26 protein-coding genes, 1 tRNA gene and 1 riboswitch are annotated in these 22,257 nt (G+C 69.5%); of the genes, 13 read left to right on the forward strand and 14 right to left on the reverse strand.

Translation table 11 applies throughout. The annotated features are described in order from the left end of the window. Positions 1 to 46: 46 nt before the first annotated feature. Complete coding sequence (locus tag ACUN0C_RS06365) at positions 47 to 1,501, reverse strand: amidohydrolase family protein (protein ID WP_445465497.1); 1,455 nt, start codon at positions 1,499 to 1,501, stop codon at positions 47 to 49. Between the two features lie 155 nt (positions 1,502 to 1,656). Beyond that, positions 1,657 to 2,430 (reverse strand): ferredoxin--NADP reductase, encoded by a 774-nt coding sequence (locus ACUN0C_RS06370; RefSeq protein ID WP_445465498.1) that lies wholly within the window; start codon positions 2,428 to 2,430, stop codon positions 1,657 to 1,659. 392 nt (positions 2,431 to 2,822) lie between these two features. On the opposite strand from ACUN0C_RS06370, the gene rplU reads away from it, so the two are divergent. The 5 genes from rplU to proB all read left to right on the forward strand — a co-directional run bounded on the left by rplU (position 2,823) and on the right by proB (position 6,215). Beyond that, positions 2,823 to 3,137, forward strand: coding sequence for a 50S ribosomal protein L21 (rplU, locus tag ACUN0C_RS06375; RefSeq protein ID WP_445465499.1), 315 nt, complete (start codon positions 2,823 to 2,825; stop codon positions 3,135 to 3,137). 24 nt (positions 3,138 to 3,161) lie between these two features. Then, the gene (gene rpmA / locus ACUN0C_RS06380) at positions 3,162 to 3,431 is read left to right on the forward strand and encodes a 50S ribosomal protein L27 (protein ID WP_445465500.1); all 270 of its coding nucleotides are present in this window, start codon (positions 3,162 to 3,164) and stop codon (positions 3,429 to 3,431) included. Positions 3,432 to 3,517: 86 nt separating this feature from the next. After that, positions 3,518 to 4,057 (forward strand): GNAT family N-acetyltransferase, encoded by a 540-nt coding sequence (locus ACUN0C_RS06385; RefSeq protein WP_445465501.1) that lies wholly within the window; start codon positions 3,518 to 3,520, stop codon positions 4,055 to 4,057. Next, positions 4,054 to 5,097: a GTPase ObgE gene (obgE, locus tag ACUN0C_RS06390; protein ID WP_445465502.1), complete on the forward strand. Its 1,044-nt coding sequence runs from the start codon at positions 4,054 to 4,056 to the stop codon at positions 5,095 to 5,097. The genes ACUN0C_RS06385 and obgE overlap by 4 nt, the downstream gene beginning before the upstream one ends. Then, a complete protein-coding gene (gene proB / locus ACUN0C_RS06395; RefSeq protein ID WP_445465503.1) occupies positions 5,094 to 6,215 on the forward strand; it encodes a glutamate 5-kinase in 1,122 nt (373 codons plus the stop codon). The genes obgE and proB overlap by 4 nt, the downstream gene beginning before the upstream one ends. A 19-nt stretch (positions 6,216 to 6,234) precedes the next feature. Here proB and ACUN0C_RS06400 read toward each other — a convergent pair whose 3' ends face one another. Continuing rightward, entirely contained in the window at positions 6,235 to 6,774 is a 540-nt protein-coding gene (locus ACUN0C_RS06400) for a thermonuclease family protein (protein ID WP_445465504.1), read from the reverse strand. A gap of 275 nt (positions 6,775 to 7,049) precedes the next feature. Between ACUN0C_RS06400 and ACUN0C_RS06405 the strand changes: the two genes are divergently transcribed. After that, positions 7,050 to 7,775 carry a carbonic anhydrase gene (locus ACUN0C_RS06405; RefSeq protein ID WP_445465505.1) on the forward strand — a complete coding sequence of 242 codons (726 nt, stop codon included), beginning with the start codon at positions 7,050 to 7,052 and terminating at the stop codon, positions 7,773 to 7,775. A gap of 102 nt (positions 7,776 to 7,877) precedes the next feature. On the opposite strand, the gene ACUN0C_RS06410 is transcribed toward ACUN0C_RS06405, so the two are convergent. Continuing rightward, the gene (locus ACUN0C_RS06410; protein WP_445465506.1) at positions 7,878 to 8,621 is read right to left on the reverse strand and encodes an SDR family oxidoreductase; all 744 of its coding nucleotides are present in this window, start codon (positions 8,619 to 8,621) and stop codon (positions 7,878 to 7,880) included. 98 nt (positions 8,622 to 8,719) lie between these two features. On the opposite strand from ACUN0C_RS06410, the gene ACUN0C_RS06415 reads away from it, so the two are divergent. Beyond that, the gene (locus tag ACUN0C_RS06415) at positions 8,720 to 9,658 is read left to right on the forward strand and encodes an AraC family transcriptional regulator (protein WP_445465507.1); all 939 of its coding nucleotides are present in this window, start codon (positions 8,720 to 8,722) and stop codon (positions 9,656 to 9,658) included. A 160-nt stretch (positions 9,659 to 9,818) separates the two neighbouring features. Here ACUN0C_RS06415 and ACUN0C_RS06420 read toward each other — a convergent pair whose 3' ends face one another. Then, positions 9,819 to 10,298, reverse strand: a complete 480-nt coding sequence (locus tag ACUN0C_RS06420; RefSeq protein ID WP_445465508.1) for a hypothetical protein — start codon at positions 10,296 to 10,298, stop codon at positions 9,819 to 9,821. A gap of 105 nt (positions 10,299 to 10,403) precedes the next feature. Further along, entirely contained in the window at positions 10,404 to 10,688 is a 285-nt protein-coding gene (locus tag ACUN0C_RS06425) for a transcriptional regulator (RefSeq protein WP_445465509.1), read from the reverse strand. Positions 10,689 to 10,900: 212 nt separating this feature from the next. On the opposite strand from ACUN0C_RS06425, the gene ACUN0C_RS06430 reads away from it, so the two are divergent. Continuing rightward, positions 10,901 to 10,974, forward strand: a tRNA-Gln gene (locus ACUN0C_RS06430). Between the two features lie 60 nt (positions 10,975 to 11,034). Here the strand turns inward: ACUN0C_RS06430 and speB (ACUN0C_RS06435) are convergent. The 8 genes from speB (ACUN0C_RS06435) to ACUN0C_RS06470 are packed head-to-tail and all read right to left on the reverse strand — an operon-like array spanning position 11,035 to position 17,891. Next, positions 11,035 to 12,009 carry an agmatinase gene (gene speB, locus ACUN0C_RS06435; RefSeq protein ID WP_445465510.1) on the reverse strand — a complete coding sequence of 325 codons (975 nt, stop codon included), beginning with the start codon at positions 12,007 to 12,009 and terminating at the stop codon, positions 11,035 to 11,037. An 8-nt stretch (positions 12,010 to 12,017) separates the two neighbouring features. After that, the gene (gene speB / locus ACUN0C_RS06440) at positions 12,018 to 13,001 is read right to left on the reverse strand and encodes an agmatinase (RefSeq protein ID WP_445465511.1); all 984 of its coding nucleotides are present in this window, start codon (positions 12,999 to 13,001) and stop codon (positions 12,018 to 12,020) included. A gap of 4 nt (positions 13,002 to 13,005) precedes the next feature. Further along, positions 13,006 to 13,779: a creatininase gene (locus ACUN0C_RS06445; protein ID WP_445465512.1), complete on the reverse strand. Its 774-nt coding sequence runs from the start codon at positions 13,777 to 13,779 to the stop codon at positions 13,006 to 13,008. A gap of 22 nt (positions 13,780 to 13,801) precedes the next feature. Beyond that, the gene (locus tag ACUN0C_RS06450; RefSeq protein WP_445465513.1) at positions 13,802 to 14,506 is read right to left on the reverse strand and encodes an SDR family NAD(P)-dependent oxidoreductase; all 705 of its coding nucleotides are present in this window, start codon (positions 14,504 to 14,506) and stop codon (positions 13,802 to 13,804) included. Then, on the reverse strand, positions 14,503 to 15,261 hold the full coding sequence (locus tag ACUN0C_RS06455) for an SDR family NAD(P)-dependent oxidoreductase (RefSeq protein WP_445465514.1): 759 nt from the start codon (positions 15,259 to 15,261) through the stop codon (positions 14,503 to 14,505). The genes ACUN0C_RS06450 and ACUN0C_RS06455 overlap by 4 nt, the downstream gene beginning before the upstream one ends. Next, positions 15,258 to 16,034: an ABC transporter ATP-binding protein gene (locus ACUN0C_RS06460; RefSeq protein ID WP_445465515.1), complete on the reverse strand. Its 777-nt coding sequence runs from the start codon at positions 16,032 to 16,034 to the stop codon at positions 15,258 to 15,260. The genes ACUN0C_RS06455 and ACUN0C_RS06460 overlap by 4 nt, the downstream gene beginning before the upstream one ends. An 8-nt stretch (positions 16,035 to 16,042) precedes the next feature. Continuing rightward, on the reverse strand, positions 16,043 to 16,909 hold the full coding sequence (locus ACUN0C_RS06465) for an ABC transporter permease (RefSeq protein ID WP_445465516.1): 867 nt from the start codon (positions 16,907 to 16,909) through the stop codon (positions 16,043 to 16,045). A gap of 10 nt (positions 16,910 to 16,919) precedes the next feature. Then, a complete protein-coding gene (locus ACUN0C_RS06470) occupies positions 16,920 to 17,891 on the reverse strand; it encodes an ABC transporter substrate-binding protein (RefSeq protein WP_445465517.1) in 972 nt (323 codons plus the stop codon). Between the two features lie 107 nt (positions 17,892 to 17,998). On the opposite strand from ACUN0C_RS06470, the gene ACUN0C_RS06475 reads away from it, so the two are divergent. The 5 genes from ACUN0C_RS06475 (at position 17,999) to ACUN0C_RS06495 (ending at position 22,256) form a co-directional block, all read left to right on the forward strand. Further along, the gene (locus ACUN0C_RS06475) at positions 17,999 to 18,943 is read left to right on the forward strand and encodes a LysR family transcriptional regulator (RefSeq protein WP_445465518.1); all 945 of its coding nucleotides are present in this window, start codon (positions 17,999 to 18,001) and stop codon (positions 18,941 to 18,943) included. A gap of 9 nt (positions 18,944 to 18,952) precedes the next feature. Then, positions 18,953 to 19,057: riboswitch (guanidine-I (ykkC/yxkD leader) on the forward strand. Positions 19,058 to 19,188: 131 nt separating this feature from the next. Then, positions 19,189 to 20,004, forward strand: a complete 816-nt coding sequence (locus ACUN0C_RS06480) for an ABC transporter permease (RefSeq protein WP_445465519.1) — start codon at positions 19,189 to 19,191, stop codon at positions 20,002 to 20,004. After that, on the forward strand, positions 20,001 to 20,765 hold the full coding sequence (locus ACUN0C_RS06485) for an ATP-binding cassette domain-containing protein (RefSeq protein ID WP_445465520.1): 765 nt from the start codon (positions 20,001 to 20,003) through the stop codon (positions 20,763 to 20,765). Before ACUN0C_RS06480 ends, ACUN0C_RS06485 begins: the two co-directional genes overlap by 4 nt. Then, positions 20,758 to 21,588 (forward strand): urea amidolyase associated protein UAAP1, encoded by an 831-nt coding sequence (locus ACUN0C_RS06490; protein WP_445465521.1) that lies wholly within the window; start codon positions 20,758 to 20,760, stop codon positions 21,586 to 21,588. The genes ACUN0C_RS06485 and ACUN0C_RS06490 overlap by 8 nt, the downstream gene beginning before the upstream one ends. Beyond that, positions 21,588 to 22,256: an urea amidolyase associated protein UAAP2 gene (locus ACUN0C_RS06495; protein ID WP_445465522.1), complete on the forward strand. Its 669-nt coding sequence runs from the start codon at positions 21,588 to 21,590 to the stop codon at positions 22,254 to 22,256. Before ACUN0C_RS06490 ends, ACUN0C_RS06495 begins: the two co-directional genes overlap by 1 nt. Position 22,257 lies beyond the last annotated feature (1 nt).

Raw genomic sequence — 22,257 nt, forward strand, 5'->3', positions numbered from 1 at the left:
GTTCCGGCCGGTGGTCCGGCCGGAACCGCCGAGTAGCCTCCCCGCGTCAGGTCCAGTTCGCCCGCTTTGCGAGTTCGGCGGCGGTCTGCTGCGAGTCCCGGACGACCTGCTGGAAGTCGAGCGCGGTGAAGTCGCCCTTTCGCCGGAGGATTCGCCCGTCGACGATGACGGTATCGACGTTCCCCGGGTGCGCGAGGTTCACGAGCGCGTCGTACGGGTCGCCGATCGGCGCCATGTTGGGCGCGTCGGTGCGCACGAGAATGATGTCGGCGCGCTTGCCCGGGGAGAGCGACCCGACCTTGTCGCCGACGCCCATGTCGTAGGCGCCGTCGATCGTGGCGAGCTCGACGAGCCGTTTCGGCGAGAGCGGGACGGCATCGCCGATCCGGTGCTGGTGCAGCGCATAGAGCGTGCGCATGCAGTTGAAGCAGTCGCAGTTGAAGGTGGCGATGTGGTCGATCGACATGCTGATCGGCACGTTCGCCTCCAGGAGCTCGGCGAGCTGGATCTCGCCGACCTTGGCGGAGCGGCGGGACTCGCCCAGCGGCGCCATGCTGTAGCTGGTGCGGTGCTTCGCGAGGATCTCGCGGTCCTCCGGCGTCGTCAGCAGCGGATGGACGAGCTGCACGTCGGGCCCGAGCAGGCCCGCCTCGTCGAGCATCTTCACGGGGCTGCCCGACGAGGTGTGCATCGTGATGGGCAGGCCCAGCTCGCGCGCGGCGCCCCAGTCCCTGTGCGCCATCTCGATCGAGATCGCGCCGCGCATCTGGTTCGTGTTGTTGCCGACATTGCGCGAGCAGATGCCGAGGCTGAGCAGCGGGTTCTCCGGCAGCCATTCGCGCTTCACGCGGGCGAGATCGGCGCTGTCCATCGGCTCTTCGTTCGAGGAGCGCTGCGGCGTACCGTAGGAGAAGCGCCCGCGAATGCCGGTGTCCCGCATGGCGCGGAGCTCGGCGTCGGCGTGCTCGGGGCTGCGGACGTTATGCGCCCAGTTGTGGACCGTCGTGATGCCGGAATAGAGCGCCTCCGCAAGGCCGTGGCGCACGCTCCGGTAGGAATCCTCGGGCGTGTAGTGCGGGCCGAGGCCGGACGTCACGGGGAAGTAGCCGCGATCCGCATTGCCCTCGCGCAAGAGCGGCCGGCAACAGCTCGTCCAGAGGTGCCAGTGGGTTTCGACGAAGCCCGGCATGCAGATCGTGTTGGAGCCGTCGATCACCTCCACGTCCGGCCCCGCCCGGGTCGTGCGGCCGACGCCGACGATGACGCCGTCGCGGACATGGACGTCGCCGTCGGGAAGCTCGCCGAGATTGTGCTCCATCGTGAGCACATGCGCGTTCTTGATGACGAACTCGCCGCGCGTGGGCAGTGAAGCCGAGGGCCTGTCGGCCTGTGCCGGCCCTGCCGTTCCCTGGGCGATCGCCGGCTTCGGCAGCAGTCCCGCCGTGCCGATCGCGGTCGCGCCCAAGAGAACGCTTCGACGATCCAGATGATTGTCGCTCATTTCCTTCTCCCTCCCAGGCCCGGCCGTCTTCTGCAGGCGGGCTGCTGCTCGCGGGACCTTCGTCCCCCGAGCAGCACGATACCAGCACGGCAATCGTTTGCGAGAGCCAATCTGCGTTATAGGACTTCGGGGAGCCGCCCGCCGCCGGGAGGGATTCAGCGCTCGACGAAAGCCTTTTCGATCACGTAGTGGCCCGGCTCCGTCGCACTGCCTTCGCTGAACGCGATCTCGTCGAGATGGGTGCGCATGTCGGCGAGCATGTCCGGGCTTCCGCACATCATGACGCGGTCCTCCGCCTCGTCGAAGGCCGTCATGCCGAGATCGGCGAACAGCCGGCCGGAGCGCACCAGATCGGTCAGGCGGCCGCGGTTGCGGTAGGGCTCGCGCGTGACGGTGGGATAATAGACGAGCTTCTCGCGCACCTCCTCGCCGAAGAGCTCGTTGCCGGGAAGATCTTGGGTGATGAGGTCCTGGTAGGCGAGTTCCGCAACGTGCCGGACGCCGTGGACGAGCACGATCCGCTCGAAGCGGTCGTAAGCCTCGGGATCCTTAATGATCGACAGGAAGGGTGCCAGCCCCGTTCCGGTCGAGAGCAGCCACAGGTTACGGCCGGGCAGGAGGTTGTCGAAGACGAGCGTGCCGGTCGGCTTGCGACCGACCAGGATGGCGTCACCCTCGCGCAGATGCTGGAGACGCGAGGTGAGCGGGCCGTCCTGGACTTTGATCGAGAAGAACTCGAGCGTCTCCTCGTGATGTGCGCTCGCCATCGAATAGGCGCGCAGGAGCGGTTTGCCCTCGACCTCGATCCCGATCATGGTGAACTGGCCGCTGCGGAAGCGGAAGGCCTGGTCGCGGGTGGTCCTGAAGCTGAACAGCGTGTCGGTCCAGTGGCGGACATCGAGCACGGTTTCATGCTGCAGCTGGCTCATCGCGTCCCCCGTCCGGACCAGGACAACGTCAGGCACTCACACGGTGTGACCGTATGACAGGCATACGATCCCGTCAAGAGCTGCGGCGCCCGCCCGCGTACCAGGACGTGTTCTTCGCACCTGCAGGGAAGATAAGTATCTGCTGCCGTGTGTCCGATGCGGCCGGCGGACGCATCGGACACACGGCGGCCGCATCGTGCGCGGTTGAATGGCGCTGACCCAAGCGCCATCTTGACAGCGGATGCCCTGATCGGGCTTATGCCGACAGCGGCGCGGGCCCTTGGTCCGCGCCTGAATTCGTTTGGGCGGGATGTCCCTCGGGAGATCCGTCGGTTCGACTGGAAGAAGCCCGCCGGCGAAAGCCAGGCGGCGCAACGAACAAGAGGAACAACATGTTCGCAGTCATCAAGACCGGCGGCAAGCAGTACCGCGTTGCCGCCGACGAGACGTTGAAGATCGAAAAGCTTCCCGGCGATGCCGGCGACGAGCTCGTGTTCGACGAGGTGCTGCTGCTCGGCGGCGACGGCGAGGCGAAGGTCGGCGCGCCGCTCGTGTCCGGAGCGAGCGTGAAGGCCACGATCGTCGAGCATACGCGCGGCCGCAAGATCATCGTGTTCAAGAAGCGGCGCCGGCAGAATTCGCGCCGCAAGAATGGCCACCGCCAGGACTACACCGTCGTCCGCATCACCGAGATCGCGGCCGGCTGATCCGGCGAGCCAAGGAGAGAGACAATGGCACACAAAAAGGCAGGCGGCTCGTCCCGCAACGGCCGCGATTCCGCGGGCCGGCGCCTCGGCGTCAAGAAGTTCGGCGGCGAGCACGTCATTCCGGGCAACATCATCATCCGCCAGCGCGGCACCAAGTGGCACCCCGGCAGCAATGTCGGCCTCGGCAAGGACCACACGATCTTCGCGCTCGTCGAGGGCAAGGTGACCTTCGCCTCCAAGGCCGGCGGCCGGACCTTCGTCTCGGTGGACCCGATCCAGGAGGCGGCCGAATAGCGCTCCGCGCGATTCCGGCCGAGATTGCGAGGGGGAGCGGTGACGCTTCCCCTTTTTCGTTCGGCTTTGCCGGCCCGGGGCTCGGGATGGAACTGAGGACGGCGCGCCTCCTGCTGAGACCGATCCGCGCCGAGGACGCGCCTGCGCTCCACGCGATCGAGAACGACTGGGAGGTGGTGCGGATGCTCGCCGCCGTGCCCTGGCCGCTTTCCGTTGCGGCGGTGGAAGCGTTCGCGGCGCGTCCAGCCGCCGAGCGCGAGAGCGACAACTTCGTTCTGGTCGCGAACGGTTTCGCGGTCGGTGCCGCGGGCGTGAAGCGGCCGGGCAGCGGCGATCCTCCCCGCGAGATGCCGCGCCTGGGATATTGGGTCGGCCGAGCTTTCCAGGGCAGAGGCTACGCCGGCGAGGCGGTGGCGGCGGTCACCGCATGGGCCTTCGAACGCTGGGACGCGCACCGCGTCGGCGCTGGAGTCTTCGTCGACAACCCGGCATCGCTGCGCGTCCTGGAGAAGCTGGGCTTCCGCGAGGTCCGGCGCTATGACACACCCTCCCTGTCCCGCGGCGTGCCGATCCGAACGATCGACATGCAGGTGACGCGGGCCGATTTCGAGACAGCGGCGCGATGAAGTTCCTCGACCAGGCCAAGGTCTACGTCCGGTCCGGCAATGGCGGCGCCGGCGCGGTCTCGTTCCGGCGCGAGAAGTTCATCGAGTTCGGCGGGCCGGACGGCGGCGACGGCGGGCGCGGCGGCGACGTCTGGGCGGAGGCGGTCGACGGGCTCAACACACTCATCGACTACCGCTACCAGCAGCATTTCAAGGCGAAGACCGGCGGACACGGCATGGGCCGCAACATGGCCGGCGCCAACGCCCCGGACCTCGTGCTCAAGGTGCCGGCCGGCACCGAAATCCTCGACGAGGACAACGCGACCGTGATCGCCGATCTCCAGAAGGTCGGCGACCGCGTGCTGCTCGCCCGCGGCGGCAATGGCGGCTTCGGCAACACGCATTTCAAGTCCTCGACGAACCAGGCGCCCCGCCGCGCCAATCCCGGCCAGGAGGGGATCGAGAAGTGGATCTGGCTCCGGCTGAAGCTGATCGCCGATATCGGGCTGGTCGGGCTGCCCAATGCCGGCAAGTCGACGCTGCTTGCACGCGTCACCGCGGCGAAGCCGAAGATCGCAGACTATCCCTTCACCACGCTTCACCCCAATCTCGGCGTCGTCCGGCACAAGGGCCGCGAGTTCGTGCTCGCCGACATTCCTGGCCTCATCGAGGGCGCGCATGAAGGAGTCGGGATAGGCGACCGCTTCCTCGGCCATGTCGAGCGCTGCCGCGCGCTCGTCCACCTGGTGCCGGCGTTCGGCGAGGAGGATCCGGCGGAGGCCTATCGGATCGTGCGCGAGGAACTCGAGGCCTATGGCGGCGGGCTGGCGGACAAGCCGGAGCTGCTCGTCCTTTCCAAGGCCGATCTCGTGGACGGGGAAACGCTCGCCGCCGCGAAGCGCGACCTGGAGGCGCAGGCCGGCCGCGTGCCGCTGGTCGCATCGGCTGCGACGAGCCAGGGCATCGAGGCGCTCCTCGACGCCTGCCTGGCGCTCCTCGACGGCGGCCGCGAGGACCGCTCGGCGGCCGGCGAAGGGAAGCCCTGGACGCCGGGCACATGAGCGGAAGGGGGCTCGGCGCGCGCCGCCGCATCGTCGTCAAGGTCGGCTCGGCTTTGCTGGTCGATCGCGAAAGCGGCCTCAAGCGGGACTGGCTCGCCGCGCTGTGCGACGACCTGAAGGCGCTCACGGGAAAGGGCAAGGAGGTGCTCGTCGTCTCCTCCGGAGCGATCGCGCTCGGGCGCGGCGTCCTCCGCCTTCCCCGCGGCCCGCTGAAGCTGGAGGAGGCCCAGGCCGCGGCCTCCGTCGGGCAGGTGGCGCTCGCCGGCGCATGGGCGTCTGCCCTGTCGGAGCGCGGCCTGACCGCCGCTCAGATCCTGCTTACGCTCGGCGACACGGAAGAGCGGCGGCGCTATCTCAACGCCCGCGCCACGCTCGCCACGCTCCTGAAGCTCGCGGCCGTCCCGGTCATCAACGAGAACGACACGGTCGCGACCAACGAGATCCGCTACGGCGACAACGACCGGCTCGCCGCGCGCGTCGCCGCGATGGTCGGCGCCGACTGCCTCGTCCTCCTCTCCGACATAGACGGGCTCTACAGTGCCCCGCCGCAGGAGGACCCCGCCGCCCGCTTCATCCCGCACGTGCCGGCGATCACGGCCGAAATCGAGGCGATGGCCGGCGCGGCCGGGTCCGAGCTCTCGCGCGGCGGCATGAAGACGAAGATCGAGGCCGGCAAGATCGCGACCGCCGCCGGCGCCGCCATGGTGATCGCGAGCGGCCGCGTCATGCATCCGCTCGCCGCCATCGACGCGGGCGCGCGCGCGACCTGGTTCGACCCGCTCGCGACCCCGGCCTCGGCGCGAAAGGCCTGGATCGCCGGCCACATCGAGCCGCGCGGCACGATCGTGGTCGATCGCGGCGCGGCCGCCGCGCTCCAGTCCGGCAAGAGCCTGCTTCCGGCCGGCGTGACGCGCGTGTCCGGAAGTTTCGCGCGCGGCGACGCCGTGATCATCGTCAATAGCGACGGCGCGGAGCTCGGCCGCGGCCTGGTAGCCTTCGACGTGGCCGAGGCGCATAAGATCGCCGGCCGCCGCAGCAGCGAGATCGAGGCGATCCTCGGCTATCGCGGGCGCTCCGCAATGATCCACCGTGACGACATGGTGCTGCGCGAGGGCTGAAGACCCGGGTGCAGCCGGCTCAGTTGCACCAGCTCCGCCGCCTGCCCTCCCACGGCCTGGCGAGGCCGCGCTCGACGAGCGTGTCGCCGACCGAGGCGCCGTCGCGCTTGATGACGCGGAGCTTGCGGCCGTAGCGGTCCTCGTCGCGCGACCCGACGGAAACGAGCTGGAACGGGCCGTCGTTCATGATGTCCAGGAGGGCATGCGTCGCCTGCCGCCCGAGCGCCGCCTCCGAAGCGCAGCGCGACTGGCGCGTCTCCGGCGCGTCGATGTCGGCGATCCGGATCGTCAATCCGCCATAGCGGAGCGTATCGCCGTCGATGACGCAGTCCTGCTGCACGGCCGACCGGCAGAGCCGGAACTCGGCATGCCCGGTCGTGCTGTTCGCCCGCTCCTCCGACAAGAACAGGCCGGCCATCGCCAACGCCGCCAGTGCCGCGAGGAGCGGCCAGCGCCCGGATCGGAACCGCCTGCCGCGGTGGCCTGGGCGGGATCGCCCGCCGCTGCGCACGAGACGGGGATCTGCCCGCCTGCGCCCGAATTCGATGATGTCCGCCACGCGCTCCTCCGCCGCCGAGGCAGAGTGCGGGCGAGGCCTCGATCCCTTCCACCGCCATGCCGAAGGAAGGTTGACGCATGGTGAACGCGCCGCTCGGAATGCCGCGCCCCGCGGCGATCCCTAAACTTTGAGCAGGTGATCGCGGGCGCGACGCAGCAAGCGGTAAAGGCTGCGCATTCAGGCGAGTACCGCCTTCGAGCGAACCCCGTATCGTGCCGTTCGCCGGCGCAAGATCGACCGGCCACGACAACAACAGGTCCGAGGGGGATTTCCGGATGTGCAGGAACTGCATTGAAAGCCACGGCCAACTGTCGCGCCGCAGCTTCATCGGCGGAGGTGCGGCCCTTGCCGGCCTGGCGGGGCTCGGGCTCGGGCCGGACGCGGCGCGCGCGCAGGTGCCCGATGCGCCGAACGCCATCTCGCCGGACGAAGCGCTCGAGCGCCTCCTCGCCGGCAACGGGCGGTATGCCGCCAACGACGCCGCGAACCGGGACTATTCGGTCGGCCGGACGGCGCGGTCGCAGGCGCAGCACCCGATCGCGGCAATCGTGAGCTGCGCGGACTCCCGCGTCTCCCCGGAACTCCTGTTCGACCAGGGGCCGGGCGAGCTGTTCGTCGTCCGGGTGGCGGGGAACTTCGTCAACGAGGACGGCCTCGCGAGCCTCGAATACGGCGCGAAGTTCCTCGGCATCCCGCTCGTCCTCATCCTCGGGCATTCCGGGTGCGGCGCCGTGGATGCCACCATCAAGGTGATCCAGGACAAGGCCGAGCTTCCCGGCCATCTGCCGCAGCTGGTGGATTCGCTGCGGCCGGGCGTCGAGGCGGCCATCGCCGCAAAGCCGGAAAACCTCCTGGCGGCGGCGACGGTCGAGAACGTCCGCCACAACGTGACGAAGCTGCAGGCGGCGGAGCCGATCGTGAGCGGCCTCGTCTCCGAAGGCCGGGTGAAGGTGGTCGGCGGCGTCTACGACATCGCAACCGGCAAGGTGACGATGCTCTAGCGCTCATCGTCGCCCGAGCCTTTACGTGCCGCGATCCGCGGCGAACCGGGCGCATTCCGGGCACCGATCATGGCGCCGGGCCGATGATCGGTGCCAATCCGGTCAGGCTGCCCGCGCCAGCGCGACGGCGTCGGAACCCGCAGGATAATGCAGCCGATCCGACGCATCGTTCGCAGCCAGCCACACCGCCTCGGCGACATCGCTTTCCTTCGTCGTTAGGGCCGGGTCGGCGAACCCGGCAAAGATGGGCCGCGCGAACTCCGCATAGGCTTCCGGAACGAGATCCATGACCGGAATGACAGTGTTCGCCGCAAACCGCGTCGTCGGCGCGTAGCCCGGCTCCACCAGCTTCACGCGGATATCGAAGGCAGCCAGTTCATGCGCCAACGAGCCGGTGAAGCCCGCTACGGCCTGCTTGCTGGCGGTGTAGGCGGCCGCCAGCGGCATCGGCGCCAACGTCACGCTGGAGGTGACGTTCACGATCACGCCAGACCGATTCTCCCGCATTTGCGGGATCACGGCCTGCACCATGGCCAGCACGCCGAACGTATTGGTGTCGAACACCTCGCGCACATGCGACATCGGGGTTGCCTCGAAGGCGCCGACGACGCCGATGCCGGCATTGTTCACCAGCACGTCGATCGGCCCTGCTGCCTCGACTGCGGACGCGACGCTCTCGGGGCTGGTGACGTCCAGCGGCAGGATGCGGACGCGCTCCGAGTCGGGGAGCAGGCCCTCGCGCGGGGTACGCATGGTGGCGATGACGGTCCAACCCTGCGCGTGGAAGTGGCGGGCGGTCTCCAGCCCGTAGCCGGACGAGCAGCCGGTGATGAGGACGGTTTTCATGTCGGTCTCCTGTGCGTGAGGTTGACGGGATCGATCTAAGCTGCATGATCAGGACCATCATCAATCGATCGTCCGAATTCTATTGGCGAAAGTCCGAGATGATCGACCCCCTCTCCCAAGTCATCCAGCTGCTGCGCCCGCGCGCGGTGTTCTCGAAAGGGATCAGCGGCGCCGGCCGCTGGGCCGTGCGCTATGCCGAATTCGGCCAGCCTGGTTTCTGTGCCGTGACCGAGGGGCGATGCTGCCTTGCCGTCGATGGCGAGGCGCCCGTCGTGCTCGAAGAAGGAGACTTCGTTCTCCTGCCGGCAACGCCCGCCTTCACCATGTCCGGCTTCGAGCCCGCGACCCCGGTGCGCATAGACCCGCGGACGGCGTCGCCGCCTGACGGGGAAGTCCGCTACGGGCGGGCCGACGGGCCACCCGACGTCCGGCAGTTCGGCGGCTATTTCTCCTTCGGCTCGCCCGACGCCGCGTTCCTCGTCTCACTCTTGCCGCGCATGATCCACATCCGCGGCATCCCGCGGCTGACGCAACTGGTCCGCCTCGTGGGTGACGAGGCCAAACGCGAGGACATGGGCCGCGAGCTCATCCTGGAGCGACTGGTGGAAATCCTGCTGATCGAGGCGCTCCGGGTCGTCCCGCCCGAACCGGCTGAGCCGGGCATACTGCGCGGCCTGGCCGACCCACGGATCGCCGCCGCGTTGCGCAGCATGCACGGCGATGTGCAACGGACATGGACGATCCCGCAACTCGCGCGCGAGGCGGGGATGTCCCGCTCCGCCTTCTTCGAGCGCTTCGTCCGCGTGGTCGGGGTCCGGCCGATGGAATATCTGCTCGCCTGGCGCATGGCGATCGCGAAGAAGCTGTTGCGCGACGGGGAGATCGCCCTCGACGAGGTGGCTCGACGGATCGGTTATGGCTCTGCGAGCACATTCAGCACGGCCTTCAGCCGCCATGTCGGCGTGCCTCCTGGTCGCTTCATGAGAAGCTCGGTTTCGCACGGCGAAGCGGCGCATGCTTTCCAGGCGTGGAATTGACTGCAGCGGCCGTCAAATCGTCGGGTCTTCTGCCTGGGCGACGTCTTGCCTGAGCCGCAGACGCGGCCGCTCGATAGCACCCCCTCCGTTCACTGTTGGAAGACGGCCAACCGTCGCCTCGACCCTTCGCTTTCCCCCGCGACGCTGCTCGGGCGGCCGGTCAGCGCCGACCGTCGCGCAGCTCCCGCGTCAGCATCGCCCCGGCCGCGAGGCCGAGCGCGAGCGCGGCGAAGGTCACGGCGATCGAGCGGGGCGGCAGCACCTCCTCCCAGCCCGGCGTCAGCCGCTTCGGCACGAGGCCGTAATCGACGACGGCCGCGATGCCCGCCATGACGGCCGCGTCGCGCAGGAGCTCCGGTCCGGTCCGGCGCGGCCGGCTGGCGAGCCAGGCCTCGAACGGGAGCGCCCAGAACAGCGCCGAGGCGTGGTGCGTGGCGTAGCCGAGCGCGGTGTGTTCGAGATCCGGCCCCCTGTGGTGACCGGCCTCCTCGCCGTGCAGCCAGTGGCTGGTGGCGTTGGTCGGCTGCAGGGCGCCCTTCCCTTCCGCCCGCGCGAGCCCCGCCAGGACGGCCGTGGTCACGAGGCTCGCGACCGTGCCCGTGACGGCCGCGGAGAGGCCGATCCGCTCCCATTCGCTCATCGCATCCGCTCCCGGGTTTTCCTGTGCGCTGATGCTTGAACAGCCGATCGCCGCCGCCGTTCCCGCCGGTCGCGGCGCGCCGGTCCGTCGGCGGCGCCCGAGCCGTCAGCCGTCGTTGGCGGAATTGAGCTCGCTCGGCCGGAGCCCGTCGGCGAGCTTCCGGCGGCGCAGCCGGACGCCGGTCTCGCCGTGGTCGCCGAGGAAATCGAGGCCGGCGGCGGCGAAGGTCCGGACGAGCGTCGCGGCCAGATGGGCCGGCGCGATCAGCGGCTTGTCGGCGGCTTCGATCGCCGCGATCTCGGCCTCGTCGATCCCGGCGCGCGCCGCCAGGTCGCCCTCCGACCAGCCGAGCAGCGCCCGGGCCGCCTTCACCTGTCGCGCCGAAATCATCATTCCGTCCACTGTCCCTCTGTCGCGAGCCCCCTGTCCGCGTGGGTCAACGGTGCAGGCCGCCGGGCGTTGCGTCGGAAGACAATGAGCGCGAATCGGCCGCAGGGCGAGCCCGATCGGCGTTCGCGCGTCGGATCGTCTGGGCGCGCGGTCGAGATGTCCGGTTCGGTTGCCGCACCACGGCGATCGCGCTATATCGCGGCACCTTCTCTTGGGGCGTAGCCAAGCGGTAAGGCAGCGGGTTTTGGTCCCGCCATCCCAGGTTCGAATCCTGGCGCCCCAGCCACTCGTCGTGCGCGGTCCATTCCGGACTTGCCCCGGATCGGCATGGCCGATCCGCGTGCTTTCAGGACGCGCCGCCCCCTCCCCCCGCCCGCGCGTGCAGCATGCGGCCGATGAGGTTCAGCAGCACCTGCGCGGCGAGCACGGCGGTGACGCCCGCCGGGTCGTATTCGCGGGCGACCTCGACGAGGTCGACGCCGACGATCCGGCCGCGCCTGGCGAGCCCGGAGAGCAGCTCAAGCACCTCGTAATAGAGGAAGCCGCCGTGGCTCGGCGTGCCGGTCCCCGGCGCGATCGAGGGATCGAAGCCGTCTATGTCGATCGTCACGTAATAGCGCGCGCCGGCCGGGATGCGGGCGAGCACGGCGTCCGTCCCGAGCCGCCGGATCTGGCGCACGCTCAGTATGTCGGAGCCCATGCGCCGCGCGTCCTCGTAGCCCTCGCGCGCCGTCGACGACACGTTCCTTATGCCGAGCTGCGTAAGGCCGGTGACCCAGGGCTTCTCGGCGGCCCGCCGCATCGGGCTGCCATGGCCGAAGCGGACGCCGTGCCGCTCGTCGACGAAGTCGAGATGCGCGTCGAACTGCACGACGTGGATCGGCGCCTCCTCCGAGAAGGCCTGGATGCAGGGGATGCTCACCGAATGGTCGCCGCCGAGCACCACCGGAACGGCGCCGGCCGCGAGGATCTTCCGGACCCCCGCTTCAATGTTGCGGTGGCTCTGCAGCGTGTCCGTGTGGACGATGTCGGCGTCGCCGATGTCGACGATGCGGGTCGTCTCGGCCGGCAGGTAGACCACGTCGTCCTCGTGGTCGTAGGCGCCGGCATGGCCGAAGGCGAAGAGCGTCGAGGCCTCGCGGATCGCCCGCGGGCCCGAGCGCGCGCCGGAGCGCCATTGCGTGCCGAGGTCGAAGGGCGCGCCGAGCACCGCGACGTCGGCTTCGATACGGTCCCAGTCGAGGCAGAGCGGATACTTGCCGAAGGTGCAGATGCCGACGAAGGGAAGGTCGAGCCGGCCGCTCTCGTAGCCGTGGGCCATGACGCGCCTCAGGCCAGGGCCGGCGCGGCCGCGCGCGCCTCGCGCCGCGCTGCGACGCCCTCCGCGATGACGCAGAGCAGCTCGAAGAGCAGCGTCGCTCCGGTCAGCGCCGTCAGCCCCCCGGCGTCGAAGGGCGGCGACACCTCGACGAGATCGGCGCCCGCGATCTGCACGCCGCGCAGCTCGCGCACGAGCTGCTGCGCCTCGAAGGTGGTGACGCCGCCGATCTCCGGTGTTCCGGTCCCGGGCGCGTAGGCGGGGTCGAGCACGTCGATGTCGAAGGTGACGTAGGCGGGCGCCTCGCCGACGATCGCGCGCGCCTCCGCCATCACGTCGGCGACGCCGCGCGCCCGCAGTTCCTCGATGAAGACCATGCGCACGCCCGCGGCCTTGGCGAAGTCGTAGTTCCCGGCATCCGAGATCGCGCCGCGCAGCCCGATCTGCACGAAGCGCTTCGGATCGACCAGTCCCTCCTCGATGGCGCGGCGGAACGGCGTGCCGTGATTGTAGCGGCTCGTGCCGAAGAAGCTGTCATAGGTGTCCGAATGGGCGTCGAACTGGATCAGCCCGAGCGGGCCGCCCGCCGCGATCCCGCGGAGGACCGGCAGCGAGATCAGGTGGTCGCCGCCGACCGACAGCGGCACCGCGCCCGCCGCGCGGACGCCCGCATAGAAGGCGCGGAGCTTCTCCAGGCTGTCGTCGAGGTCGAGCGGGTTGACCGGCGCGTCGCCGCAATCGCCGGTCCGGACGAGATCGAAGGGAGAGATTCCGGTCGCGTGGTGGACGCGGCGGACCATGCTCGACTGGTTGCGGATCTCGCGCGGGCCGTGGCGGGCGCCCGGCCGGTTCGTCGTGCCGCCGTCGAAGGGCACGCCGACGATCGCCACCTCGACGGCGTCCGGCTGAGCGACGGGCAGGCGCATGAAGGTCGGCACGCCGGCGAAGCGCGGCACGAGCCCGGAATCGAGCGGCTGGAAATCGCTGATGCTCATCGTGTCAAAGCCCGAATTCGGCGCGCACGGCCTCGGCAATGAGCGCCACATGGTCGTCCATCAGCCATTGCCCCTTCTCCGCCGTCGCCTTCTCGGCGCGGGCGAGCACGCCGGAAGGCGGAACGAAGCCCTCTGGCACGGGATGGATGTCGTAGGTGGGGAACCTGGCCGGCCCGTCGTCCGGCGCCTTCGCCATGTCGACGAGATCGGGGCGGAGGAGCAGCATGAGCGACGTCTCGAGCAGGCTCGCATGCTCCAGCTCGGTGCCCGGAAACCCCTCCGGGAACAGGCGGTCGAGCGTCGCCCGCCGGACGAAGTCCCAATATTCGAGCTTCATCAGCCGCATGTCGGCGATGCCGTCGCGGCGCAGATCGCGAAGGCCGAGATCGACCCCTTCCACCGCCGGCCAGCCGTTCTCGAAATGCCCGTTCACGACCACGATGCGGCGGATGCCGTTCTGCCCGAGCGAGCGGATGACGTCGCGCACAACCAGCGAGAAGGTGTTCGCGTCGAGGCTGGTCGTGCCGGGGAACGCCTCGCCGCCGCCCGAGCGCGGCATCGACTTGTAGCCGTAGGGGATCGTCGGCGCGACGAGGCCGCCGACCTCGCGCGCCACGCGTTCGCACACCCCTGTCGGCAGCACGACGTCGACGTTGAGCGCCATGTGCGGGCCGTGCTGCTCGGTCGCCCCGAGCGGCAGGAAGACGATGACGCCCTCTCCGGCCAGCCTCTCGAATTCGGGCCAGGTGAGTTCGGCCATGAACACGCTGTCTGCCATCTGTCCCCTCAGTGCATGCGCCTCAGTGCATGGCCGCGCCGCCGTCGACGCTGATGCATTGCCCGGTTGTGAAGGTCGCGGCGGGCGATGCCAGGAAGACGATCGCCGCGGCGACCTCCTCCGGCCGCCCGATCCGCCCCATCGGATTGTTCGTCTCCAGCGCCTTCTGCGCGTCGCTCATGCGCTCGAAGGCGAGGAGAGGCGTGTCGATGGGACCCGGCGCGACGGCGTTGACGAGGATGCCGGGCGCGAGCTCCCGCGCCCAGGAGCGCGTCAGCGCGATCACGGCGCCCTTGGTGGCGCAATAGCCGGAGGCGTTCTGCCGCCCGAGATAGGCGAGCTCGGAGGCGACGTTGATGATCCGCCCGCCGGGCCCCATCGCCTTCAGCGCCTCGCGCGCGACGAGGATCGGGCCTCGCACGTTGACGGCGTACATCCGGTCCATGTCGGCGATGTCGATCGCCGCGAGCGGCGCCTCGATCTCGATGCCGGCACAGTTGACCAGGATGTCTATGCCGCCGAGGGCTTCCGCCGCTGCGGCGACGGCGGCCGCGATCTCCGCCTCATGCATGAGGTCGGCGATCACCCAGTCCGCATCGCCCTCCGCAGCGATCCGGTCGAGCCCGAAGGCACGCGCGCCGGCTCCTCGAAGGGCCGCCAGCGCCGCCTTCCCGATCCCGCTCGCCGCGCCCGTGATGAGCGCGCGCTTGCCGCCAAGATCCGTCACCAGGGCACCTCCCCGCGGTCGACCCCGAGCGTCTGGCCGGTGACGTTCGCGGCGAGGTCGGAGGCCAGGAACAAATACGGGCCGGCGGCGTCGGCCGGCTCCATCAGGCCCGGCAGCGCCTGCGCGCCGACGATCAGGTCGAGCAGCTCCGCCTCCGGCCGCCCCGAGCGCTCCGCCATCCGGCCGAGCGAGCGCATGCTGGCGACGGTGCGCACCCAGCCGGGGCAGACGGCGTTGACGCGGATGCCGCGCGGCCCGAGCTCCTTCGCCCATGTCTTGGTGAGGCCGATCACCGCGTGCTTGGAGGCCACGTAGGCAGAGAAGAGCGGCTCCGCGACACGCCCCCAGACGGACGCCGTGTTGATGATCGCCCCGCCGCCGCTCATGGCCGGAAGAGTCGCGCGCGTCATCAGGAACGTGCCCGTGACGTTTATTTCGAGGATCCGACGGAACGCCTCCTCGTTCGCGGCGCTCCCGTCGTCGAGCGGCGTCATCAGCTCCAGCCCGGCATTGTTCACGAGCACGTCGATCGCGCCGACCGTCGAGACGAGGTTCGTCACCTCCGCCAACCGCGAGATGTCCGCCCGGTGCGCCCGGACGCCGAGCCGCTCGCCGGCGGCGAGGACGTCCTCGCCTTCCGCCGCGATCGCGACCTCGGCACCGGCCGCCACGAACGCCTCGGCGATTCCGAAGCCGATGCCGCGGCTCGCGCCGGTGACGAGGACGCGGCGACCGGAGAGCCCGGGAAGCGTCATTCCTCGTCCGCTCCGGTCTGGCGGAGGAGCCGGAGGATCTCGTTGCGGAGCTCGAAGAAGGGCACGCTGTCGCGCAGTTCCAGCGGGCGGTCCGCGCCGAGACGGTCGGTCACGTCGATTTCCATCAGTACCCGGGCCGGCCGCTTCGAGAACACGATCACCCGGTCGGCGAGGAACACGGCCTCCTCGACATCGTGGGTGACGAAGATGACCGTCTTGGCGTCGCGCTTCTGGATGTTGCGGAGCTCGACCTGGAGCCGCTCGCGGCGCTGCGCGTCGAGCGCCCCGAACGGCTCGTCCATCAGGAGGACGTCGGAGCCGGCGGCGAGGGTGCGCGCGATCGCCACGCGCTGGCGCATGCCGCCCGAGACGCGGTTCGGATAGGCGTCGGAGAACTCGTAGAGGCCGACCAGGTCGAGGTAGCGGTCGCGGCGCGCGAGCTTCTCGTCGTGGCTGAGGTCGCGCCGGTACTTCATGCCGAACTCGACGTTTTCGGCGACGGTGAGCCACGGGAAGGACGAGTAGGACTGGAAGACCATGCCGCGCCGGCGGTCGGGCGGGCCGACGGGCACGCCCTCGAGCAGGATCTCGCCGCTGCTCGGCTGGTCGAGGCCGCCGACCATGCGCATGAGGGTCGTCTTGCCGCAGCCGGACGGCCCGAGGAAGACCACGAACTCGTTGCGGGCGACCTCCAGGTCGAAGGTCGGCGCGACCACCTCGATCGCGTCGAAGCGCTTCGTGACGCGGCTGAAGGCGAGATAGGGCGTGTGCATCGGCGCGCTCAGAGGTATCGGAAGGCGCGCCGGTGCAGCGCCCGGAGCAGCTGGTCGGTTAGGAGGCCGATGACGCCGATCACGACGACGCCCGCCATGACCTCGGGCGTCTTCATGTAGCGGCGCGCCGTCCAGATCACGAAGCCGATGCCGGAATCGGCGGCCACGATCTCGGCGATGATGAGATAGGTCCAGCACCAGCCGAGCGTGATCCGAAGATTGTCGACGAGGCCGGGCAGCATCGCCCGGAAGGCGACGTCCTTGAGGATCTGCCGCGGCTTGGCGCCGAGCGTGGCGGCGATCTCGACATATTCGTGCGGCACGCGGCGCATGTCGTCGGCCACCAGGAGCACGAGCTGGAAGAAGGTGCCGAGCCAGAGCAGGTAGATTTTCGTCGCCTCGCCGACGCCGAACCAGATGATGGAGAGCGGCACCAGCGCCGGCACCGGCAGATAGCGGATGAAGTCGATGACCGGTTCCAGCGTCGAGCCGATCACCCGGTAGCTGCTCATCATGATGCCGATCGGGATCGCCATCAGCGCCGCGATGGAGAACGCGACCCAGACCCTCATCGTCGACACGCCGGCATGCCAGAGGAGGTGCTGGTCCTGCACCATCCGGACCAGCGCCGCGATGACCGCGCTCGGCGCCGGGAAGAAGATCGGGTTGGTCAGGCCGAGCCGGCCCGCCGCCTCCCAGAGAAGGAGCAGGCCGAGGCTGCCGCCGACCGCGAGCGCGAGCTCGGTCCGCCGCGGGATCGCGCCGCGGAACGTCCACAGCCCCGCGCCGCGCCGCCGCGCAGCCGGAGCAGCCGCGGAACGCTCGTCCGCGGCCGTCCGCCCGCTCTCCCTCAGCGCTGTCGCGATCTCGGCCAATGGCCCGCTCCTAGAGGGCCGACATCGGGCCGGGGTCGATCTGGCTCGCGGCATCGAGCTTCACGTCGGCCGCCCCGTTCTCCAGGTTCAGCTCCATCACCGTGTCGAAGACCTCATGGAGCGTCCCCGGCTGGTCCTTGGTGCCGATGAGCTCCTTCGATTCCGCCAGGTCGGTGTAGGCGAGGCTCGTGTCGAGGATCTCCTTCACCTCCGCCTCGCTCAGATTGTAATGCGGGGCGGCGCGCCGGATGAACTCCTCGGGGTCGCTCTTGTAGAGGTCGATCGCCTGATAGATGCCCTTCAGAAAGTTGACGTACTTCTGCGGGTTGGCGGCGAGGTCGTCCTGGCGGGCGGTGATGACGTCGACGATGATCTCGCTGTCCTTGGACGAGACGAGAAGCTTGCCGTTGCGCGCAGGGATGGCCGTGAGAGCCTGCGACTGGAACGGCTCGTAGGTGCCGATGGCGGCGATCGAGTTGTCGGCGAAGATCGCGACCGTGTCCGCGGTAGCGATCTCCTTGACGTTGAGGTCGTTGAGGGTCAGGCCCGCCTTCTTCAGCTCGAGCTGGAGCAGGAGGCGGGCCGGGATGTTCGGCTCGACGGCGACCGTCTTCCCCTTCAGGTCGGCCGCGCTTTCGATCGAGCCGTCGGCGATCACGCCGTCGCCGCCGACCGATTTGTCGATGGTGCCGATGATGATGCCGGGCGTGTTCTCGTCGCGCGGGCGGCCCTGGTGCTCGCCGACGGTGCGCATGTCGGCCTCGATGTCGCCGCGGGCGTAGGCAGCCATCACGTTCGAGCGATCATCCTCGAACTTCAGATCGACCTGGAGCCCGAGATCCTTGAAGTAGCCCTTGTCGATGGCGACGAGCACGGGCGCGAAGCCCGGCCAGGTCGGCGACAGCACGCGGATCGTGTCGGCGGCCAGCGCGGGCGCCGCAGTCCCGATCATAAGGGCGACGGCGAACACGGAACGGAACATCTTCGCACTCCTCATTTCCCCGGAGAGCCGGATGATCAGCCAGTTTAACTTCTATGGAAATCGGATTTAATAGAAGAAGACATCGAAAAAAGCTGATGTGAGAACCGATGCGCCGGCTCGACAATATCGATCTCCGCCTGCTGCGCGTCTTCGTGACGCTCGCCGATGCCGGCGGCTTCGCCGATGCGCAGATCGCCCTCAACCTGTCGCAGTCGACGCTCTCGACCCATCTCAGCGCGCTCGAGAAGAAGATCGGCGCGCCGCTGTGCGAGCGAGGCAGGCGCGGTTTCCGGCTCACCGAGTTCGGCGAGAGCGTCTATGCGGCGGCGCGCCAGCTCTTCACCGACATCGAGAGCTTCGAGGCGCGGCTGGGTCGCGACCGCGGCAAGCTCACGGGCCGGCTGCGGATCGGGATCGTGGACGGCGTCGTGACGAGCCCCGAGCTCGGGCTGCAGGCGGCGCTCGGCCGTTTCTGCCGCTACGCGCCGGACGTCTTCCTCGATCTCGCGCTCGGCACGCCGCGCGAACTGGAGCGGGCCGTCACCGAAGGCACGCGCGACGTGGTGATCGGGCCGATGTCGCAGAAGGCGCCGCAGATCACCTACCGCGCCTTCTGCCGCGAGCCGCACGCGCTCTATTGCGGGGCGGGCCATCCATTGTTCGAGACGCCCGACGCGGCGATCGCGCGCGAGGACGTCGAGAAGTGCGCCTTCTCCGTGCGCGGCTATCTCCATTTCGACGACCTCTACCGCGCCAACCACCCTCGTCCCGCCGGCACGGTGATGCACATGGAGGCGCAGGTGATGATGATCCTGTCGGGCCAGTACATCGGCTTCCTGCCGTGCCATATCGGCGAGGACTGGGCCGGCCGGCGCCAGATGCGGGCGCTGAAGCGCGACATCTACGGCTTCGCCTCGCAGCATTTCACGGCGGTGCGGACGAGCGAGGCGCGCCGGCCGCTGCTGCTCACGTTCTTGCGCGAGCTGAGGCGGAACACGGAGCGCACCGGGCGTGACGCCGGTGAGGCCGCGATTGGCACGGCGCTTGCGTAGTCCTTCGCCGAGTATGGCGGCTAGGGTTCCGGCTCGTTAGGCGAGCGCTGGTCCGAGAGCCGCCGCCCGGAGGGCGGACCTCCGGGTGCACGGCGGGACAAAAGCCCGGGAGACCTCGAGAACTCCGGAACGGCGGCGGCCCCGCCGCTCCTCGGTGATCTTAGGGTTCAAGGGTTCATGTCGCGCAGCCGCTCGTCGCTTCCGTTCCGCCTCCCCTCCTCGGGCTCCTCCAGGGACCGCATCCGATGCGCCTGATGAACCGGCGGCCGAGCCGGGGCGCAGCGCTCGCGCTCGCGCTCATTCCGTTCGCAATGCTGCTCATTGCCTATGCAGTCGGCTCGGAGATGCGGCTCGCCGCCAACCCGAACGACAAGCTCTTGCCGGCGGCGAACACCATCGTCGAAGCGGTGACGCGGATCGCGTTGACGCCCGATCCGCGGTCCGGCGACTATCTGATGCTCGTCGATACACAAGCGAGCCTCTCCCGCCTTCTCGCGGCGCTCGCGATCGCAACCGCGATCGGTCTCGCTTTCGGGCTGTTGATCGGCCTCGTGCCTTTCGCGCGAGCGCTGCTCGCACCGCTCGTCGCGGTCGTCTGCATGATCCCGCCGCTCGCCGTGCTGCCGATCCTCTTCATCGTGATGGGGCTCGGCGAAGCGTCGAAGATCGCGCTCATCGCGATCGGGATAACGCCCTTCATCATCCGCGACATTGCGCTGCGGGCGGAGGAGATTCCGGCCGAACAGCTGATCAAGGCCCAGACGCTCGGCGCCTCGACCTGGCAGGTGGCGGTCAGGGTGATGCTGCCGCAACTCCTGCCGCGCCTCATCGATGCGGTGCGCTTCTCGATCGGTCCGGCATTCCTGTTCCTGATCGCGGCCGAGGCGATCGCGTCGGAATCGGGCCTCGGCTACCGCATCTTCCTGATGCGCCGCTATCTCGCGATGGACGTGATCCTGCCCTATGTCGCGTGGATCACGCTCCTCGCGTTCCTGATGGACGCGGGCCTCCGCCTCCTTCAGCGGCGCGCCTTCCCCTGGTTCGGGGAGCGGGCGCGGTGAGCCTCATCCGCCTCGACGACGTCTGGAAGGAGTTCGGCGACCAGATCGTGCTCGAGCGCGTCTCGCTCGAGATCGCGCCGCGCGCCTTCGTCGCGCTGGTCGGTCCATCCGGCTGCGGCAAGACCACGCTCCTGCGCATGCTCCTTTCGCAGGAGCGCCCGAGCCGCGGCGAGATCACGGTGGATGGCCTTCCGATCGCGCCGGAGGCGACCGCCGACCGCGGCGTCGTCTTCCAGCGCTATTCGGTGTTCCCGCACCTGACCGCGATCGAGAACGTGATCCTCGGCCGGGAGTTCGAGGCGGCTCCGCTGCTCGGCCGCCTTTTCGGGCGTCGGCGCCGGGCGGCACGCGCCGAGGCCGCAGCGCTTCTCGACGAGGTCGGCCTCGGCGCAGCGGCCGGACGCTACCCGTCCGAGCTCTCCGGCGGCATGCAGCAGCGCCTCGCGCTCGCCCAGGCGATCTTCCGCCGGCCGAAGATCCTGCTTCTCGACGAGCCTTTCGGCGCCCTCGATCGGGGCGTGCGCGCGGACATCCACGCCCTCGTCCGCCGGCTCTGGAACGAGGTGGAGCTGACGGTCGTGATGGTGACGCACGACCTCTCCGAAGCCTTCTCGCTGGCCACGCGGGTAATCGCGCTCGAGCGCACGCGCGACCGGCCGGAGGAGCGCGAGCGCTATGGCGCAACCGTCACCCGGGACATCGAGATCTGGCCGCGCCGCATCGCCGGCGCCGGAAAAGGGAGTGGAGCGGACCATGCTTGACGACACCGATGCCGCGGCGGAGGCCGCGGAGAACCGCCGCCGCTACGAGGCGCTCAGGGCCGAGGGCATCGCGGGCGCGCCGCGCACGCTGCCGCCGCCGACATTGCTGGACGGCGCACCGATCGACCCCTCGACGGTCATCCGTCGCGAGACCGTTCCCGGCGGGTGGTACGCCCCTCTGAAGCTCCGCCGCGGCGAGGCGCTGCGCATCGTGAATTCCGGCGGAACGTCCGCGGTCTCGGTGGTCGCGTGGAACGCGGACGATCCGTCGGAGCGGCTGAACTACGCCGACACCATCAAGGTGCAATGGACCGCGGCGCTCCGGAAGGGCCGCGTCCTCCTCTCCGACATGGGACGCGTGCTCCTTTCGATCGTGGAAGACACGAGCGGCAGGCACGATGCGCTGACGGGCGGATCGACGGCGGCGAGCACGAAGGTCGCCTACGGCAAGGACGGCCTCCGCAACACGCGGGACAACTTCATCCTGGCCTCCGCCAAGCTCGGCCTCGCGCGCCGCGACATCCCGCCCTGCGTGACCTTCTTCGCCCCGGTCTCCGTCGATCCCGGCGGCGGGCTGCGATGGGAGGACGGCATCCGTCGGGCCGGCGACTTCGTCGACCTGCGCGCCGAGATGGATCTTCTGGTCGCGGTCTCCAACTGCCCCCATCCGCTCGACCTGGCCCGGCCCTATGCGCCGGGACCGGTCGAGCTCGTGCGCTTCCGCGCACCGCACGCGCCGTCCGACGACCTCTGCCGAACGGCCACGGCCGAAGCCGTGCGCGCTTTCGAGAACACCGATTCCTGCTTTGAAGGAGGCGCATGATGACCCCGGAATCCCCTGCGGCCCCTTCCGCCCCAGATGCCGCCCCCGATGCCGCCCCGGTGGTCCTCGACCACGAAATCCCGGCACGAGCGCCGTGGTCGGGCATCGTCCGGCGCGGACAGCGCCTGCGCATCGTCGATACCTGCGGGCAGCAGGCGGTCGACACGCTGTTCTACCGCCTCGACGACTTCGCCGAGCGCTACAGCGCCCAGGACACGCTGCGCGTCCAGGGTTCGGCCTACGTCACCACCGGCACCCAGATCGTGTCGAACGAGGGCAACGTCATGCTGACGGTCGTCGCCGATTCCTGCGGCCGTCACGACACCTCCGCCGGCGCCTGCTCCTGCGAATCCAACACGGTGCGCTTCGGCCACCACACGAGGTACCAGCACGCCTGCCGCGAGAACTTCGCCTACGAGGTTTCGCGCTACGGCATGACCAAGCGGGACATCGTTCCCAACATCAACTTCTTCATGAACGTGCCGATCGCGCCGAACGGCGACCTCGTCATCGACGACGGCATCTCGGCGCCGGGCTCGCATGTCGACCTCGTCGCCGAAATGGACGTGCTCTGCGTGATCTCGAACTGCCCGCAGATCAACAATCCCTGCAACGGCTTCGACCCGACGCCGATCCGCGTGATCGTGTTCGACGCGCCGGCGGACTGAG

The sequence above is a fragment of the Faunimonas sp. B44 genome, from assembly GCF_052655945.1.